This is a genomic window from Altererythrobacter epoxidivorans, assembly GCF_001281485.1.
In the GTDB taxonomy this organism is placed as follows: Bacteria; Pseudomonadota; Alphaproteobacteria; order Sphingomonadales; family Sphingomonadaceae; genus Erythrobacter; species Erythrobacter epoxidivorans.
Genome location: NZ_CP012669.1, coordinates 1,454,936 through 1,473,208 on the forward strand (window position 1 = coordinate 1,454,936; position 18,273 = coordinate 1,473,208).

Sequence of the window (18,273 nt, forward strand, 5' to 3'; positions counted from 1 at the left end):
ATCAAGGAATTGGAGAGCTTATGAAGGCCCGCATTCTGGCCACCACTGCAATTGCCGCCCTCCTGGCCGGCTGCGCAACCACTTACGAGGACGCGATGGATCCGATCAAGCAGGCTGAAGAAGCCGCAGATTACGCGCCGGACATTCCCCAGGGGACCGGTTATTTCGCATCCGAAAGCACGCTTCCGCTGCACGCGCCCGACTTCACCAAGATCAGCGAGGATGACTACATCCCGGCCTTCGAACAGGGCATGGCGATCCAGCAGGCCGAAGTGCAGGCGATCATCGACAATCCCGCTGCCCCGACGTTCGAGAATACCATCGTCGCTCTCGAGAAATCGGGCCGCATGCTCGGCCGCGTCGCGACCGTGTTCTATGCGCTCACCGGCGCCAACACCAACGACCGCCTCGACCAGATCGACACCGAAATCGGCCCCAAGCTGAGCGCGCATTCGGACAAGATCAGCCTCAACCCCGAACTCTTCGCCCGGGTGAAGGCGGTCTATGACGCACGCGCATCGATGACGATGACGCGCGAAGACGCCAAGCTACTCGAGGAAACCTACAAGGGCATGGTCCACGCCGGTGCCTTGCTGACCGACGCCCAGCGCGAACGGGTGAAGGAAATCAACACCGAGCTGACCACGATCACGACCGAATTCAGCCAGAAGGTTCGCGAAGCGACCGTCGATAATGCGCTGATCGTCGATGATGCGGCAGCCCTCGCCGGCCTGACCGATGCCGAGATCGAAGGCGCAGCCAAGCTCGCCGCCGAAAAGGGGCATGAAGGCAAATACGCGATCGCGCTGCAGAACACGACGCGCCACCCGCTCAACCCCAGCCTCGAGGATCGCGGCACCCGCGAAAAGCTGTTCTGGGCGAGCTATCACCGCGCCGACAGCGGCGATGAAAACGACACCCGTATGCTGGTCGCCAAGATCGCCCAGTTGCGCGCCGAAAAGGCTGCCCTGTTCGGCGAACCCGACTGGGCCAGCTACACCATGTACGACCGCATGGCGGCAAAGCCTGCGACCGCGCTCGGCTTCATGGAACAGATGGTCCCCGCCCTCGCCGCGACCCAGCGCCGCGAAGCTGCCGAAATCAACGCGATGATCAAGGCCGAAGGCAAGGACTTCACGGTCAAGCCGTGGGACTGGAACGTTTATGCCGAGAAGATCAAGGCCGAACGCTATGCCTTCGACGAAAGCATCGTGAAGCCTTATTTCCAGATCGACCAGGTGCTGGAAGACGGCGTGTTCTTCGCCGCCAACAAGCTTTACGGCATCAGCTTCAAGAAGCGCACCGACCTGCCGGTCTATCACCCCGACGTGTCGACCTATGACGTGTTCGACAAGGACGGCTCGCAGCTCGGCATCTTCTATTTCGACCCCTACCAGCGCCCGTCGAAGCGTGGCGGTGCATGGATGTCGAACTTCGTGGACCAGAGCCACCTGTGGGGCACCAAGCCGGTGATCTACAACGTGCTCAACATCCCGAAGGCGCCGGAAGGCGAAGTGCAGCTGGTCGATTTCGACAATGTCGAAACGATGTTCCACGAATTCGGCCATGCCCTGCACGGCCTGTTCGCCAACCAGCAGTACACCTCGCTTTCAGGCACGGCGACGGCGCGCGACTTCGTCGAGTATCCGAGCCAGGTGAACGAGATGTGGGCGACCTATCCGGAAGTGCTGCAGAATTATGCCAAGCACTACAAGACCGGTGAAACGCTGCCGATGGCTATGGTCGAGAAGATCCAGGCCGCAGCCAAGTTCAACCAGGGTTACGACTTTGGTGAAACGGTGGAAGCAGCGCTGCTCGACATGAAGTGGCATGCACTGTCGCCCGAAGAAGCGGCTTCGATCGATACGCCGGAGAAGGTCGATGCCTTCGAACGCAAGTCGCTGAAGGAGCTCGGCCTCGAAATCGACCTCGTGCCGCCGCGTTATCGCACCAGCTACTTCAACCATATCTTCTCGGGCCCGGCAGGCTATTCGGCCGGCTATTACAGCTATCTGTGGACCGAGATGCTCGACAAGGACAGCCGCAAGTGGTTCCTCGACAATGGCGGGCTGACGCGCGCCAACGGCGACCACTATCGCGACACCGTGATCAGCCAGGGCGGGACGATGGATTACTTCCAGATGTTCCAGAACTTCGCCGGTCGTGAGCCCGACGTGACCCCGATGCTGGTATCGCGCGGCCTCGTTGGCGAGGACGGCGAATAATCAGCCGGTGACAAGCGCCCGCGCGCCCGGTTCCCCGAGCCAGCGCGCGGTGACGCCCCATACGTCGGCGATGATTTCGCTCGACAATGCATCCTGAGGGGGGCCGTCTGCGATCAGGCGGCCCTCTTTCAATACCAGCACATGATCCGCGTGGTTCATCGCCTGCGCCAGGTCGTGCAGCACCAGCACGACGCCCGCCCCCCCGTTCGCCGCGCTGCGCAGATGCCGCAGCAGCGTGACCTGATGGCCGAGGTCGAGCGCCGCCAGCGGTTCGTCGGCTAGGATCCATTCGGGCTCGCCAGCAAGCACGCGTGCGAGAAGCGTGCGCGCTTTCTCGCCGCCCGAAAGCTGCGATGCGGGGCGGTGGCGCAAAGGTTGCAGGTCGAGCGCTGTAATGGCGCTTTCTACCGCCTCTTCGCCCCTGTCGCGGTGCGGCATTCGCCCCAGCCGCACGAGATTGGCGACCGACACGTCCCATGCCACGCTCGCTTCCTGCGGCAGATAGCCGATACGGCGGGCGCGCACGCGTGGATGGAGGCAGGCAAGGCTCGCCGCCTCCAGCGCTGCCGCTCCGGCTGACGGTTCGAGAAGGCCCGCCAGCGCCATCAGTAGCGTCGACTTTCCCGCTCCGTTCGGTCCGCAAATGGCGGTGATGCTACCGCCCGATAGGCTGGTCGAAACACCGGTCAACGCCGGGACGTCGCCCCGCCGAATTGTGAGATCGCTTGCGCTGAGGCTCATACCCTGCCCCTCCGCATGCGCAACAACAGCCAGAGGAAGAACGGCGCACCGATCAGGCTGAGAGCAATGCCCAGTCGCAACTCCGTCACCAGTGGCAGTATGCGGACAAGGCTGTCAGCGACCAGCACCAGCAGGGCGCCTGCAAGCGCGCTCGGCAGGATCAGGCTGGATGGCAGACGATCGGTCATCGGGCGGACGAGATGCGGGACGATCAGCCCGACAAAGCCGATGATGCCGGCCACTGCAACGCCTGCGCCGACGGTCAGTCCGATACCTGTGACCAGCAACGCCATCAAACGGCCCATGTCGACGCCCATCGACCTCGCCGCATCGCCCCCCAAAGTCAGCGCATCGAGCGGGCGGGAGGCGAAGGCGAGCAGGACTATGCCGATCGTGACGAGCGGCGCTGCAATCCATACCTCGTCCCAGCTGCGATCGGTCAGCGCGCCGTTGAGCCACATGACGATCTCGCTCATCGCAAAGGCGCTGGGCGACATGGTGATCGCCAACGCGGTCAGGGCTCCGGCAAGGCTCGCGATCATCAGGCCGGCAAGCGTGAACAGCGCGATACCGCCGGTCCGGCCTGCAATACCTGCGAGCAAAGCCATGCCGACCGCCGCCCCGCACAGCGCCATGACGGGGAGCAGCCACGGGCTGACGGCAAAGCCGAACCAGAGGCTCGCCACTGCGCCAAGCGCAGCCATCGGGGCGATGCCGAACAATCCCGGATCGGCCAGCGGATTTCGGAGATAACCCTGCATCGCAGCGCCAGCGGCACCCAGCCCTGCACCCACGGTCATGGCGAGCAGCGCGCGCGGCAGGCGCAGCTCCATCAGAATCAATGCCGCATTGGGCGTGGTCGCAGGGTCGATCCATACGCGGCCCGCCAGCAGCGACAGCGGCAGCGCCAGCGCGAGCAGACCGGCAAAGACCAGTGCTGCACGGTTCATGTCATTGACCTACGGATCGCGCCAAGCCGCTCGGCTGCGCGAATGATGGTCGGGCCGCCGCAATAGAGCAGCGAGGGATCGAGCGTTTCGACGCGCGTGTTTTCCAGCTGCTTCAACGCGGGGTGATGCTGAGCTCGGCTGTCACCTGCCACCAGCAGCAATTGCGGCGGCGATGCCAGCATCTGTTCGAGCGACAGGTAATCCGCCTGCCCCATGCCGATGGCGCTGCTGTGGCTGGACAGACCTGCATTGCGCATCAATCCGCTGACAAGCGCCTGCTCCCCCGGCACGATATCGCCAGGCTGCCACAGCACGGTCGAAACGCTGGGTTCTCCTTCGCGCGCGCGATTGGCTGCGAGAGCGCTTTCGATACGCCCGATCAGCGCCTCCCCCCGTTCAGGATGCCCCGCCAGCGCCGCGATGCGCCTGATCTGCTCGAAACTGCCCTGCTCGTCGCTCGCAATACCGAAAGTCTCGGTGCGAAATCCCAGTCGATCCAGCGCGTTGCGGGTCGCTGGTGATATGAAACTTGCGGCGAGAACGAGATCGGGATCGAGTGCGGCAATCTCCTCGACCGCACCGCCAGTCGCTGCAAATTTGGATGCCACTTCTGCCGGGATCGAGCTTGATGCGGGGTCCATGCTGTAATGCGACAGCGCGAGCACTTGCGACGGATCGGCGACCTCTACCAGGATGGCGTCGGTGCAGGGGTTGAGGCTGACGAAGGCGGGCTTGGCAGGGCGCTGCCCTTCGTGCGTCGCGGTCGGCGCGCATGATGCAAGGCCGAGAGCCGCAGCGACGGCGAGCGCCAGCCGCGATCCGATTGGCAAGAATAATGGAAATCTGGCTGTCATCGGTCCCCGTCAGACTGATGCGATAGTCAGGCGGGAACCGCGCCGCAAGTGCGCCGGGCGGCACCTAGCCAAGTTAACCTTTTTAACTGCCCTGTCTGTAATAGGGACGGCGCCGACAGGATGCTCGCGCAAGCCGCCGCCCGGGGCTACGCGCCGGAGCGCGATTTTCGTTCGCTCAAAAGGACACCGATGCTGCGCCGAATTTTCAATGCCCTGATGGGACCAGCCGATGCACAGGCACCGCGTCATCGCGGTCGCCGCGCATTGGTGCTGGCCGCTGCCATCGGCGTTCCGGCCTTCGCCGCGCCCGGTGACTGGGACATTGCGCGCAATTCAGGTGACAGCATGTCTCTTGCAGCCGAACCGCAGCTCCAGCCATTCGAACAGCCGGGAATGGGCTTCCCCGGGGCTGCATTCTATTACCTCGAGGAAACGCCGGAAACTTCCCTCGCCCTTCCCGCGCTCGATCCGATGGAACAACCCGTCGAAAGCGCTGGAGTAGGGCTTGCCATCGATGCCGGTCCTGCAGCGCGGTCCTTCCTCAGCGCCGGGACAGGTCTCGACAAGGCACGCGCGCTTCGCTGCATGACGCAAGCGATCTATTACGAGGCTGCCAGCGAAAGCGATGCCGGGCAGCAGGCCGTCGCCCAGGTCGTGCTCAACCGCGTTGCGCATTCGGCATGGCCGAACAGCGTATGCGGCGTGGTTTTCCAGGGCTCGCAGCGCCAGACCGGTTGCCAGTTCACTTTCACCTGCGACGGATCGCTCGCCCGCCAGCCCAGCCGGCGCGGCTGGGACCGTGCCCAGGCGATAGCAGCCCGCGCCCTCGCCGGCGAAGTGTACAAACCGATCGGGCTTGCCACCCATTACCACACCAATTGGGTCAATCCGTACTGGGCGAAAACGCTCGACTATGTTGGTGCAATCGGTGCGCACCGTTTCTATCGCTGGCGCGGGGCAGCCGGTACATCGGGCGCCTTCCTTGCCCGCTATAGCGGTGTCGAGAGCGTAACGCCGGTCGCACTGCGCGATGCCGGACCGGTGGTGACGGCAGCGGAATATGCTCCCGCTTCGAATGGCAGTGCCGGCGAAATGTCTCACCGCGCCGATCCGGCGCCGCTTCCGGCCGCAGCACCCGTCCCTGCCCAGCAGCAGAGCGGCCCATATGCCGGAGCCGGTCAGGTGAAGGAGCAATATTCGCGCGTCGGCCAATGGAAATCGCAACCCGGATCACCCGTCGCAAAGTAAGCGCAGCAGCGACGGACGCGCTTGTGCCCGATGCATAAACAGCACCGTTAACACGCTGGAAACCCTGTTATAAAACGGGCCTTTAGCGGGTGCGCAGCTAGGTGCCCTTCACTCGCTGAAATTCAAAGCCCGCAAGGATCTCCTGCATGTCTGTTCGTTTTGCCGCTGCGCGGTCCGCGTTGAGCACTGTCGTTCGCACGAAAATCGTCCACGAAGGCTTGCGCGCTGCAAACGACAACGGCGAAACCATCGTCGTCGATCACATGCTGGAAGCGGCCCTGCGTCACTTCGCCGAACACGGGATGAGCGCCGCACGTGCCGCCCGCAATTCTGCCGAAACCGCATTTTTCCAAGACGATATGGATGCCTATCGCTGGTGGCTGTCGGTGTGCCGCACACTCGATCGCCGCATGGCCGATACGCTGGAACAGCGCGGCGGCGCGAACCTCTGCCAGCAAGGCGCCTGAAGCGCAGTCCGTCTGCGAAAAATTCTTTCCACATCCTTTGGTAAGTAGGACGTTAACCTGACGGTGACGTCTTGCCGTTATCGCTGCCCGCATGAGAGGCAACGGGGCGCTCCTGACATTGCGCGACAGGTTTCTTTCGCGGCCGCGTGCAGACAAGCTTTCTGCGCGGGTGCGACGCACACTTGTGACGACGCTCTACACGCAGCCCGCCAGCCTGGCGATCGGCGCGATCAACGGGATTGCATCGACTGCGATCGCCGCATGGGCCTCGGGCGAAAACATCCTCTACCTGGCCAGTCTGCTGCTGACCGTCGTCGCCGTGGCCCGCGTCACAGCCGCATTGGGCCTGTCGCCCGAACAGAGCGATACCAGCACGCGCAAGCTCGAAATCATCTACGAAATCGGCGCCTTCAGCTACGCCTTCCTCCTTGGCGGAGTGGCTGCGGCGACGATGCTGCTGGATGCAGGTGCCGAAGTCGAAATCCTGATGGTCGCCAACGCCACCTGTTACGGCGTGGGCATCTGCGCCCGTAACGCCGGTCGTCCGGTGATCGCGATGGGCCAGCTGTCACTCACTTGCCTTCCCATCATGGGCGCCGCCCTGTGGCTGGGCACGATGGCTCACATCGCCCTGTTCTTCACGATGCTGCTGCTGTTGCCGGCAATGGCATCGATCACGATGAACGTGTTCAAGGTGCTGCGCGATTCCATCGCCGCTGCCGAAACCAGCGCCAAGCTGGCCGAAAAGATGCAGCTGCTCGCACGGACCGACGTCGTGACCGGCCTCAACAACCGCGCCGGCCTCAACCATGCGCTGGTCGAGATGATGATGGCGCTCAAGGACGACAGCAGGGTTGCCCTGTTCTGGATCGACCTCGACCGGTTCAAGGAAGTGAACGACCTGCTCGGCCATACCATCGGCGACCGCGTGCTGACCGAAGTTGCCCGCCGCCTGCGCGAAATTGCGCCGCAGGGTTCGACCATCGCGCGCTTTGGCGGCGACGAGTTCATCATGTTCTGCCGCATCGACGATCGCCGCGACAGCGAACGGCTGGCGAGCGAAATCCACGCCGAGATCATGCGCCCGATCCGCCTCGACGGCGACCGGCTGGAAGTGCGTGCCTCGCTCGGCGTCGCGCTGCTGCCCGAAGACGGCACCGATGCCGACACGCTGATGCAGAATGCGGACCAGGCACTGTATCATGCCAAGGTCGGCGGCCGCGCCCAGACACGCTTCTTCGATGCGACGATGACCCGCGACCTCGTGCGTCGCCGCGAGATCGAAGGCGAATTGCGTCAGGCGATCCAGCGCGACGAACTGTCGATCTTCTTCCAGCCGATCGTCGATCTCGAAACCGGACGGATCCGCTGTTTCGAGGCGCTGGTGCGCTGGTTCCACCCCGAAAAGGGCGAACTGCGTCCCGACGAATTCATCCCGGTGGCAGAAGAATCGGGCGTCATCGTCACGCTCGGCAACTGGATCACGGCGCAGGCTGCACGCACAGCCGCGCAATGGCCCGAAGACGTTACCGTCGCGGTCAATCTCTCGCCCCTGCAGATCAAGGCTCCGGGCGCTGCGCTCGGCATCCTCAACGCCCTGCGCGAAGCCGGCCTGCCCCCGTCGCGCCTGGAGCTCGAAGTCACCGAAAGCCTGTTCCTCGACGACAGCGACGCAACCTCCGTCTTTATCGAGGAACTGTCGGCCAAGGGCGTGCGCTTCGCACTCGATGATTTCGGCACGGGCTACTCCTCACTCGGCTACATCAACAAATACCCGTTCCGGAAGATCAAGGTCGATCGCAGCTTCGTGTCCGGCAAGGACGTGGGCCGCAAGAGCGAGGCCATCATCCGCGCCGTGGCTGAAATGGGCTCGACACTGGAAATGGACATCGTCGCGGAAGGACTCGAAACCATCGAGCAGGTGCAAGCCGTGCGCGATGCGGGCTGCACGCTGGGACAAGGCTATTACTTCAGCCGCGCCGTCCCCGATTACCTTGCCGCCATGCTATTGTCGCAGGAACGCGACCCGGCCCATAGCGGCGACCGCAAGACCGCCTGAGTCCGGTCGCAGATTGCCGGAACTTCGCTCCGGCTCATGCGTCATCCCTGTAATGTGTGAGAATTACGACGGGTTGCCCCGCGATTTCGCGCCACTACCTGCCTTTATTGCTATTGCGAATTGATTGCAAAGATAGTTGACATGTTCGACCTTTTGCTGGTTGCAATCGCCCTGCCCCCGGCCTAGGGCCGCCGAGGAAGACCGGGTGCCAGCCCTCGCGGGACGTTAGGGAATGCATCGCATCGGTCAGGATTTTTCACGTCCCGAGACCTGAGGGAAGGAAAAGACCGAAGATGGCCCGCAAGAAGATTGCGCTCATTGGTTCCGGCATGATCGGCGGAACGCTTGCTCACCTGGCAGCGAAGAAGGAAATGGGCGACATCGTCCTCTTCGATATCGCCGAAGGCATGCCGCAGGGTAAGGCACTCGACCTTTCCCAGTGCGGACCTATCGAAGGTTTCGACGCCAACATCAGCGGCACCAACGATTACGCCGACATTGCAGGCGCCGACGTGGTGATCGTCACCGCCGGCGTACCGCGCAAGCCCGGCATGAGCCGCGACGACCTGCTCGGCATCAACTTGTCGGTGATGAAATCGGTCGGCGAAGGCATCAAGAACAACTGCCCCGACGCATTCGTGATCTGCATCACCAATCCGCTCGACGCGATGGTCTGGGCGCTGCGCGAATTCAGCGGCCTGCCGCACAACAAGGTCGTAGGCATGGCCGGTGTCCTCGACAGCGCACGCTTCGCCACCTTCCTCGCCTGGGAATTCGGCGTTTCGGTGAAGGACGTGAACGCCTTCGTCCTCGGCGGCCACGGCGACACCATGGTCCCCGTCACCAGCTACACCACGATCAGCGGCATCCCGGTCAACGACCTCGCCAAGATCAAGGGCATCGACGCCAGCCGCATCGACGAAATCGTACAGCGCACCCGTTCGGGCGGCGGCGAGATCGTCGGCCTGCTCAAGACCGGTTCGGCCTATTATGCCCCAGCAACCAGCGCGATCGCGATGGCCGAAGCCTATCTGGGTGACCAGAAGCGCATCCTGCCCTGCGCAGCCTATGTCGATGGCAAGTACGGCCTCGACGGGCTCTATGTCGGCGTCCCTGCCGTCATCGGCGCGAACGGTATCGAAGACGTGGTCGAGATCGAGCTTTCCGACGAAGAAAAGTCGAACCTCAAGGTTTCGACCGACGCCGTCGAAGAACTGCTCGAAGCCTGCAAGGGCCTCGATAACTCGCTCGCATAAGCGCTTTCAGAACAAAGACGGGCGGCCGCTGAGCCGCCCTCCCTCCCCAAGGAGAGTTGAATGTCGATCCTCGTAAACAAAGACACCAAGGTCATCACCCAGGGGATGACCGGCGACACCGGCACCTTCCACACGCAGCAGGCGCTCGCTTACGGCACGCAGATGGTCGCAGGCGTTACCCCCGGCAAGGGCGGCACCGAGCACATCGGACTGCCGGTTTACAACACCGTGGGCGATGCCAAGAAGGCAACCGGCGCAACCGCCACCTGTATCTATGTTCCGCCGCCGTTCGCAGCGGATTCGATCCTCGAAGCGATCGATGCAGAGATGGAACTGATCGTTGCCATCACCGAAGGCATTCCGGTGCTCGACATGGTTCGCGTGAAGCGCGCCCTGCAGGGTTCGAAATCGCGCCTGATCGGCCCGAACTGCCCCGGCGTCCTGACCCCTGAAGAATGCAAGATCGGCATCATGCCGGGTTCCATCTTCAAGAAGGGCAGCGTCGGCGTTGTCAGCCGCTCTGGCACGCTGACCTACGAAGCCGTGCACCAGACCACCATGGTCGGCCTGGGCCAGACCACGGCAGTCGGCATCGGCGGCGACCCGGTCAACGGCACCAACTTCATCGACGTGCTCGACATGTTCCTCGATGACGATGCGACCAAGTCGATCATCATGATCGGCGAAATCGGCGGCAGCGCCGAAGAAGAAGCCGCAGCCTTCATCAGCGAACAGGCCAAGAAGGGCCGCAAGAAGCCGATGGTCGGCTTCATCGCGGGCCGCACGGCGCCTCCGGGACGCCGCATGGGCCACGCCGGTGCCATCGTTTCGGGTGGCCAGGGCGGCGCCGAAGACAAGATCGCAGCGATGGAAGCTGCAGGCATACGCGTATCGCCGTCGCCGTCCGAACTCGGCACGACGCTCGATGCGCTCCTGAAGGAACTCGCCTGACCGACGCGGCGGCTCTACGCATCTCCTCCCCGGGAGCGTTCAGCCGCCTCGGTCATTGGTTCCATAGAGGTGACCAGACCAATGGGTAACGAACAGCACGATTTCATGCCGGAACTGGGCGACCAGGAAGGCCCGCAGCCAGGCCCCAGCTGGGCCAATCCGCGCTGGCTGGAAACGGCGGTCGATGCGGCTGCCGACCTGACGCAGGCGATGGACCCGACCACCATGAAACTGGTGGTGGAGAAAGCAGCGGCCAAGGCCGGCAAGCCGACCGATCCCAAGGCGATCGAACAGGCGGCCGACGATTCCGTGCGTGCCATGCTGCTCGTGCGTCTTTACCGTGTGCGCGGTCACCTCGCCGCCAATCTCGACCCGCTCGGCCTGTCGCATCGCGAAGAGCCGGAAGACCTCAGCCTCGAATGGCACGGCTTTGCCGGGCAAGAGGACAAGGAAGTCTATGTCGGCGGCGTGTTCGGTTTCGAATGGGTCACCGTTGGCGAGCTCTACAAGATCTTGCGCCGGACCTATTGCGGCAATGTCGGCCTCGAATACATGCATATCTCGGACACCGAGGAACGCCGGTTCCTGCAGGACAAGTTCGAGAAGCCCGAAGATACGATCCAGTTCACGCCCGAGGGCAAGAAGGCGATCCTTTCGGCCGTGATCCGCGGCGAGGAATACGAGAAATTCCTCGGCAAGAAATACGTCGGCACCAAGCGTTTCGGCCTCGACGGCGGTGAATCGATGATCCCCGCGCTCGAAGCGGTGATCAAGTACGGCAGCCAAGACGGCGTGCGCGAAATCGTTTACGGCATGGCCCACCGCGGCCGCCTCAACGTGCTCGCCAACGTCATGGGCAAGCCGTACAAGGTCATCTTCCACGAATTCCAGGGCGGCAGCGCCAACCCCGACGATGTCGGCGGTTCGGGCGACGTGAAATACCACCTCGGCACCAGCACCGACCGCGAGTTCGACGGGATCAAGGTGCACATGAGCCTGGTGCCCAACCCCAGCCACCTCGAGGCGGTCGATCCGGTCGTCCTCGGCAAGGTGCGCGCCCAGCAGGCGATGCGCGAAGACCTCGACGCGCACGAGCAGGTCCTGCCCGTGCTGCTGCACGGCGACGCTGCCTTTGCTGGCCAGGGCATCGTGTGGGAGTGCCTCGGCTTCTCGGGCGTCAACGGTTACAACACCGGTGGCTGCATCCACTTCATCATCAACAACCAGATCGGCTTCACCACGAGCCCGCGTTTCGCGCGTTCGTCGCCCTACCCCTCGGACGTCGCCAAGGGCGTCCAGGCGCCGATCCTGCACGTGAACGGCGATGATCCCGAGGCCGTGACCTTCTGCTGCAAATTGGCGATCGAATACCGCCAGAAGTTCAAGCGCGATATCGTGATCGACATGTGGTGCTATCGCCGCTTCGGTCACAATGAAGGTGACGAACCCAGCTTCACCCAGCCGCTGATGTATGACGCGATCCGCAAGCATCCGCGGGTCAGCGAGATCTATTCTGACAAGTTGGTCCAGGATGGCGTAATCGATAGCGGTACGGCCCCGCAACTGCGCGACGAGTTCATCTCTGTCCTCGACGGCGAATTTGCTGCGGCAGAGAAGTACCAGCCCGACGAGGCAGACTGGTTCGGCGGACGCTGGGCGGGCCTCAACAAGCCGGCCGATCCCGAGGGTGCGCGCCGCAATATCGAAACCGCGATCGAGAAGAAGCTGTTCGACAGCCTCGGCCGCACGCTGACCACCGTCCCCGAGGATCACACGATCCACAAGACACTGCAGCGCGTGCTCGATGCCAAGAGCGAGATGTTCAAGAAGGGCGAAGGTTTCGACTGGGCAACCGCCGAAGCGCTCGCTTTCGGCAGCCTCGTAACCGAAGGTTTCGGGGTGCGTCTTTCGGGCCAGGATTCGGGTCGCGGCACCTTTAGCCAGCGTCACGCGGTCTGGATCGACCAGAAAACCGAAGAAAAATACATTCCGCTGTGCCAGCTGCCGCATGGCAAGTTCGAAGTTTATGACAGCCCGCTGTCGGAATACGGCGTGCTCGGCTTCGAATACGGTTTCGCCATGGCTGATCCCAAGAGCCTCGTGCTGTGGGAAGCGCAGTTCGGCGACTTCGCCAACGGTGCGCAGATCATGATCGACCAGTTCATCGCTGCGGGTGAGGCCAAGTGGCTGCGCGCAAACGGTCTCGTCATGCTGCTGCCGCATGGTTTCGAAGGACAGGGCCCGGAACACTCCTCCGCCCGCCTCGAACGCTTCCTGCAGCTGTGCGCGAACGACAATATGTGTGTTTGCAACATCACGACGCCGGCGAACTATTTCCACGTTTTGCGTCGCCAGATGCTGCGCCCGTTCCGCAAGCCGCTGATCATCATGACACCCAAGAGCTTGCTTCGCCATCCGCTGGCCAAGTCGAACGAGGAAGAATTCCTCGGCGATCACCACTTCATGCGGATCAAGTCGGATACGACGGAAATCGCCGACAAGAAGATCCGCCGTCTGGTGTTGTGCAGCGGCAAGGTTGGTTACGACCTGCTGCAGAAGCGCGACGAGGAAGGGCTGGAAGACGTTTCGGTGGTTCGCATCGAACAACTCTATCCCTTCCCCGGGGAACCGCTTGCAGCCCGACTGGCGCGCATGACCAACCTCGAACAGGTCGTGTGGTGCCAGGAAGAACCGAAGAACAACGGTGCGTGGTTCTTCGTCGAAAGCCAGATCGAGCAGGCCCTGTCGGAATCGGGTCATGGCGGCATGCGCCCGACCTATGCCGGCCGCGAGGTCGCGGCATCGCCCGCAACCGGTTTCGCCAAGCGTCACCAGATGCAGCAGCACGCTCTCATCGATATCGCCCTGGGTCTCGCCGATGGCGGCGAAGCCCTCCGCAACTCCAAATCTGCCAAGAAGAAGGCCTGAGGAAACAAGCACATGGCCACTGAAGTCAAAGTCCCCACCCTCGGCGAATCGGTCACCGAAGCGACCGTCGGCGAATGGCTCAAGAACCCCGGCGACGCCGTTGCCGTGGACGAACCGATCGCCAGCCTCGAGACCGACAAGGTCGCAGTCGACGTACCCTCGCCCGTTGCCGGCGTCATGGGCGAACACAAGGTCGCCGTTGGCGATACCGTCGAAGTCGGCGCCGTCATCGCCACTGTCGAAGCAGGCGGAGCGCCTGCCGCAAAGGGCGAGGAAGCCGGTCGCGCGACCGAAGAACGTGAAGAAGGCAAACAGGAACGTGCCGAACCCGCTTCGGGCGATTCCTCTGTCACCATGTCGCCGGCCGTGCGCCGCGCGGTCCTGGAACACGGCGTCGATCCGACTACGATTAAGGGCACAGGCAAGGATGGCCGCCTGACCAAGGAAGACGTCGTCGCTGCGGCGAAGGCAAAATCCTCGGGCAGCGGCGACACCATCGCATCTGCCGCCCCCGAACAGGCAGCAACCCCTTCGGCTCCGGCAGCTTCGCAGGGCGAGCGCCGCGAGGAACGCGTCAAGATGACGCGCATGCGCCAGACAATTGCCAAGCGCCTGAAGGGTGCTCAGGACAATGCCGCGCTGCTCACGACCTTCAACGATGTCGACATGTCGGCGGTGATCGAGGCGCGTAACAAGTACAAGGACCTGTTCGCCAAGAAGCACGACATTCGCCTCGGCTTCATGGGCTTCTTCGCGAAGGCTTCGTGCCTCGCGTTGAAAGATGTCCCCGCGGTCAACGCCTATATCGAGGGCGACGAGATCGTCTATCACGATTACGTCGACATTTCGGTCGCTGTCTCGGCGCCCAACGGCCTCGTTGTTCCCGTCATCCGTGACGCGCAGGACAAGGGCTTCGCCCGTATCGAGAAGGATATCGCGGACTTCGGCAAGCGCGCCAAGGAAGGCACGCTGACGATGGAAGACATGAAGGGCGGCACCTTCACCATTTCCAACGGTGGCGTGTTCGGATCGCTGATGTCGACCCCGATCATCAACCCGCCGCAGAGCGCCGTCCTTGGCCTCCACCGCATCGAGGACCGCCCGGTCGTCGTCGACGGCGAAATCGTCATCCGCCCGATGATGTATATCGCATTGTCCTACGACCACCGGCTGATCGACGGCCGCGAGGCCGTGACCGCACTCAAGATCATCAAGGAAGCGATCGAAGATCCCACGCGGATGCTGATCGACCTCTGAGGAAGAAATAATGGCTGAATACGACTACGACGTCCTCGTCATCGGCGCTGGCCCGGGTGGCTATGTCGCTGCGATCCGCGCTGCGCAGCTTGGGCTGAAGACCGCCTGTGCCGAAAGCCGCGAGACGCTGGGCGGCACCTGCCTCAACGTCGGCTGCATCCCGTCGAAGGCGATGCTGCACGCATCCGAGTATTTCGATGCTGCCAGCAATGGCACGATGGAGCACATGGGCATCGAGGTGAAGCCGAAGCTCAACCTCGACACAATGCACGCCCAGCGCCGCGACGCGGTGAAGGGTCTGACCGGCGGGATCGAATTCCTGTTCAAGAAGAACAAGGTCGACTGGAAGAAGGGCCACGCCACCTTCCAGGACGCGCATACGGTCAAGGTCGGCGACGAGACGGTCACGGCGAAGAACGTGATCATCGCCACCGGTTCGTCCGTCACTCCCCTGCCCGGCGTCGAAGTCGACAATGACAAGCAGGTCGTGGTCGATTCCACTGGCGCGCTGGAACTGAAATCGGTGCCCAAAAAGATGGTCGTCATCGGCGGCGGCGTGATCGGCCTTGAACTCGGCAGCGTGTGGCGCCGCCTTGGTGCCGAGGTGATCGTGGTCGAATTCCTCGACAAGCTGCTCCCCGGAATGGACGACGATGTCCGCAAGGAAGCGGCCAAGATCTTCAAGAAGCAGGGCATGGAACTGCGTCTTTCGACCAAGGTCACCGGCTGCACGGTCAAAGGCAAGAAAGCCACGCTGACGCTGGAACCCGCCGCCGGTGGTGACAGCGAAACGCTGGATGCAGACTGCGTGCTGGTGTCCATCGGTCGCCGTCCCAACACCGACAAGCTCGGACTCGAAAACATCGGGCTCGAACTCAACAAGCGCGGCCAGATCGAAACCGATCACGACTTCCGCACCAAGGTGGACGGCGTGTGGGCGATCGGCGACGTGATCCCCGGCCCGATGCTGGCGCACAAGGCCGAGGACGAAGGCATCGCCTGCGCTGAAAACGTGGCCGGACAGACCGGCATTGTGAACCACGACCTGATCCCGGGTGTCGTCTATACCTGGCCGGAGTTTGCCGGTGTCGGCCTGACCGAGGCAGAAGCTCTCGAAAAGGCGGGCGGCGACAAGGCCAAGATCAAGGTCGGCAAGTTCCCGATGATGGCGAACAGCCGCGCCAAGACCAATCACGAGCCCGAAGGCTTCGTGAAGGTCATCGCCGACGCAGACAGCGACCGTGTGCTGGGCGTGTGGTGCATCGCGAGCGTTGCGGGCACGATGATCGCCCAGGCGACGCAGGCGATGGAATTCGGCGCGACGTCGGAAGACATTGCCTACACCTGCCACGCGCACCCGACGCATTCGGAAGCGATCAAGGAAGCCGCGATGGCGGTCCAGGGCAAGCCGATCCACATGTAGGTTGCGATTGCGGCCGGCTTGCCCGGTCGTGATGTGAGACTGCTACGTCCGGTGATGGGACGGTGCTGCGCCGCTCCCATCGCTCTCGCCCTGCTGCCTGGGCCACAGCAGGATCAGGCTCCCCGCAATCAGCAGGGCGAGCGTAAACACGCTCCCTTCCGGGCCTTCCGCGCCGCCATTCAGCCATACCGGTCCGGAAGGCACCATCCTGACGATCAGTGCCGGCAGACCCGTATCCAGGCCCGTGATCGGCACATCGAAACCAACACCGCCAAGCCAGTTCCAGCCGGTGTGCCAGCCCATTACGCCCCAGATCGAATTCGAGCGTTGCGCCCAGGCACAGGCGAAGATTGAAAAGGCGAAGGTCATGACCAACACCAACGGTGGCGTTCCGGGCGAAAAGTGCAGGAAAGTGAACGCGGCGGACGTCAATACGAAGGCGGCAACCGCATTCCACCGCCGCATGACGGTCGAAAACAGCCAGCCCCGAAAGACGAATTCCTCGACGCTCGCTTGAGCAGTGAAACTAGCCAGCAGCAAGCCGATCCAGCCAAGCGCAGCAGGGCTGGCAAATGCGGGGAACAGATCACCGGTACGGTATCCTCCGGCAATGGCGATGGTTGCAACGGTTGCGCCCATCATCGCGAGGCCGATAGCCAGTCCGATCAGAAACCTTCTGAACCGCAGATCTCCGCGAAGTCCGGCGCTTGCGAGGCTCCTTTTTTCGATCCAGCGCAACCACGCGAACACCGCGAGCCCAATCGAAATGAATGAGGCAAGGAAGATGCAAAATCCCAGGGGCCCTTGCGGGGTGCCCTTTGCATCCAACAGACCAAGAGATTCGAACCAGAAATCGAGCGGCAGGCTGCTGATCGCTACTAGGAAAATGCAGATGAAGGGGGCGGCGATACTCGGCGCAATCCAGCCCTTGGCCGGCTCGTCGGTAAAGATGGTCTGTGTCATGACGGGCTGGCTAACCGACCGCCAGAAATAGCTATAGAACGATTGTGCGAAACAGGTCCGAACGCAGCCATGCCCTTGGCGTCAGGCCGACCGTCTTGCGGAAGGTGCGACCGAAATGGCTCTGGTCGGCAAAGCCGGCACCGTAAGCGGCATCGGCCAGCGTTGCGCCTTCGCGCAGGAGGTTCTTGGCGAGATCGACCCTCCGATACTGCAAATAGCGATAGGGGCTGGTGCCCAGCAACGCCCGGAAATCGCGCGAAAGTTGCCAACGGTCGAAGCCAGTTGCCTGCTCGAGCTGCTCCAGCCGCGCACCGGCAATAACCACCGTGTCGAGAAATTCGCGCGCCTGCAAAACCGCTGTCCGGTTCACGGGTTTGACTGCAGCGACAGTGCCAGCCTCTTGGTTCATCGCGTGTGCCAGATCGTATAGCGCATCTTCGTAAGCGCCGGGATCTTCGCCCCCCGCACAATCGATGACGATGCTGCAGGCTGCCGCAACCAGGGCGCGATTGGTGGAGACCCCGTTGGTCACGAATGGAAGAGGCGCGCCTCCCAGCACTTCCTGAACATGGCTTGGCGGAACATAGGCGGCCCGATAGCTGAATCCGGCCTCATCCTGGCAGTGGCCATCGTGCAGTTCTTCTGGATGGAGAATCAGGGCCTGCCCTGGCACCGCATGCCGCATCGCGCCGCGATAGTTGAAGGCCTGCACCCCGGCCATTGTGACCGCGACAGTATAGGTATCGTGCCGGTGCGGCGAAAACGATGCGCCGACCAACCGGTTCGCAACCCGCTCGATCGGTTCAAATGAGGTGGCCGGATGCGATCGGTTCGAGCGATGATCCGGCGGCGTCATTGACCCTATGCCGCTCGTCGGATTGCAACCCGACTGGCGAGGGTCAAGAACGACCGACATCGGTTCACTCGCTGACGCCACGCCACATTTCCAGC

14 protein-coding genes are annotated in these 18,273 nt (G+C 62.8%); 9 read left to right on the plus strand and 5 right to left on the minus strand.

Features of this window, described 5'->3' with window-relative positions; translation table 11 throughout:
- The first annotated feature begins 20 nt into the window (after positions 1-20).
- Positions 21-2,225 (plus strand): M3 family metallopeptidase, encoded by a 2,205-nt coding sequence (locus tag AMC99_RS07310; RefSeq protein WP_083440113.1) that lies wholly within the window; start codon positions 21-23, stop codon positions 2,223-2,225.
- Here AMC99_RS07310 and AMC99_RS07315 read toward each other — a convergent pair whose 3' ends face one another.
- From AMC99_RS07315 to AMC99_RS07325, 3 genes are read right to left on the minus strand one after another with little or no spacing between them, the layout of a single operon-like run.
- The gene (locus tag AMC99_RS07315; RefSeq protein ID WP_061924800.1) at positions 2,226-2,966 is read right to left on the minus strand and encodes an ABC transporter ATP-binding protein; all 741 of its coding nucleotides are present in this window, start codon (positions 2,964-2,966) and stop codon (positions 2,226-2,228) included.
- Positions 2,963-3,916 carry a FecCD family ABC transporter permease gene (locus AMC99_RS07320; RefSeq protein WP_061924804.1) on the minus strand — a complete coding sequence of 318 codons (954 nt, stop codon included), beginning with the start codon at positions 3,914-3,916 and terminating at the stop codon, positions 2,963-2,965. The genes AMC99_RS07315 and AMC99_RS07320 overlap by 4 nt, the downstream gene beginning before the upstream one ends.
- Positions 3,913-4,746 carry an ABC transporter substrate-binding protein gene (locus AMC99_RS07325; protein ID WP_232301347.1) on the minus strand — a complete coding sequence of 278 codons (834 nt, stop codon included), beginning with the start codon at positions 4,744-4,746 and terminating at the stop codon, positions 3,913-3,915. Before AMC99_RS07325 ends, AMC99_RS07320 begins: the two co-directional genes overlap by 4 nt.
- Positions 4,747-4,959: 213 nt before the next feature.
- Between AMC99_RS07325 and AMC99_RS07330 the strand changes: the two genes are divergently transcribed.
- From AMC99_RS07330 to lpdA, 8 genes are all read left to right on the plus strand, one after another.
- Entirely contained in the window at positions 4,960-6,018 is a 1,059-nt protein-coding gene (locus AMC99_RS07330; RefSeq protein WP_232301348.1) for a cell wall hydrolase, read from the plus strand.
- 146 nt (positions 6,019-6,164) lie between these two features.
- Entirely contained in the window at positions 6,165-6,485 is a 321-nt protein-coding gene (locus AMC99_RS07335; RefSeq protein WP_061924809.1) for a hypothetical protein, read from the plus strand.
- Between the two features lie 91 nt (positions 6,486-6,576).
- Positions 6,577-8,544, plus strand: a complete 1,968-nt coding sequence (locus AMC99_RS07340; RefSeq protein ID WP_061924812.1) for a putative bifunctional diguanylate cyclase/phosphodiesterase — start codon at positions 6,577-6,579, stop codon at positions 8,542-8,544.
- A 293-nt stretch (positions 8,545-8,837) separates the two neighbouring features.
- Entirely contained in the window at positions 8,838-9,800 is a 963-nt protein-coding gene (gene mdh, locus AMC99_RS07345; RefSeq protein ID WP_061924815.1) for a malate dehydrogenase, read from the plus strand.
- A 60-nt stretch (positions 9,801-9,860) separates the two neighbouring features.
- Positions 9,861-10,751, plus strand: a complete 891-nt coding sequence (gene sucD / locus AMC99_RS07350) for a succinate--CoA ligase subunit alpha (RefSeq protein WP_061924818.1) — start codon at positions 9,861-9,863, stop codon at positions 10,749-10,751.
- A gap of 81 nt (positions 10,752-10,832) precedes the next feature.
- Entirely contained in the window at positions 10,833-13,679 is a 2,847-nt protein-coding gene (locus AMC99_RS07355; RefSeq protein ID WP_061924821.1) for a 2-oxoglutarate dehydrogenase E1 component, read from the plus strand.
- Positions 13,680-13,691: 12 nt separating this feature from the next.
- A complete protein-coding gene (gene odhB / locus AMC99_RS07360; RefSeq protein WP_061924824.1) occupies positions 13,692-14,936 on the plus strand; it encodes a 2-oxoglutarate dehydrogenase complex dihydrolipoyllysine-residue succinyltransferase in 1,245 nt (414 codons plus the stop codon).
- A gap of 10 nt (positions 14,937-14,946) precedes the next feature.
- A complete protein-coding gene (gene lpdA, locus AMC99_RS07365; protein WP_061924827.1) occupies positions 14,947-16,359 on the plus strand; it encodes a dihydrolipoyl dehydrogenase in 1,413 nt (470 codons plus the stop codon).
- A 42-nt stretch (positions 16,360-16,401) separates the two neighbouring features.
- On the opposite strand, the gene AMC99_RS07370 is transcribed toward lpdA, so the two are convergent.
- Together AMC99_RS07370 and AMC99_RS07375 are read right to left on the minus strand one after the other, a co-directional pair.
- Positions 16,402-17,322: a CPBP family intramembrane glutamic endopeptidase gene (locus AMC99_RS07370; protein ID WP_061924830.1), complete on the minus strand. Its 921-nt coding sequence runs from the start codon at positions 17,320-17,322 to the stop codon at positions 16,402-16,404.
- A 31-nt stretch (positions 17,323-17,353) separates the two neighbouring features.
- Positions 17,354-18,238 (minus strand): helix-turn-helix domain-containing protein, encoded by an 885-nt coding sequence (locus AMC99_RS07375; protein ID WP_083440115.1) that lies wholly within the window; start codon positions 18,236-18,238, stop codon positions 17,354-17,356.
- Positions 18,239-18,273 lie beyond the last annotated feature (35 nt).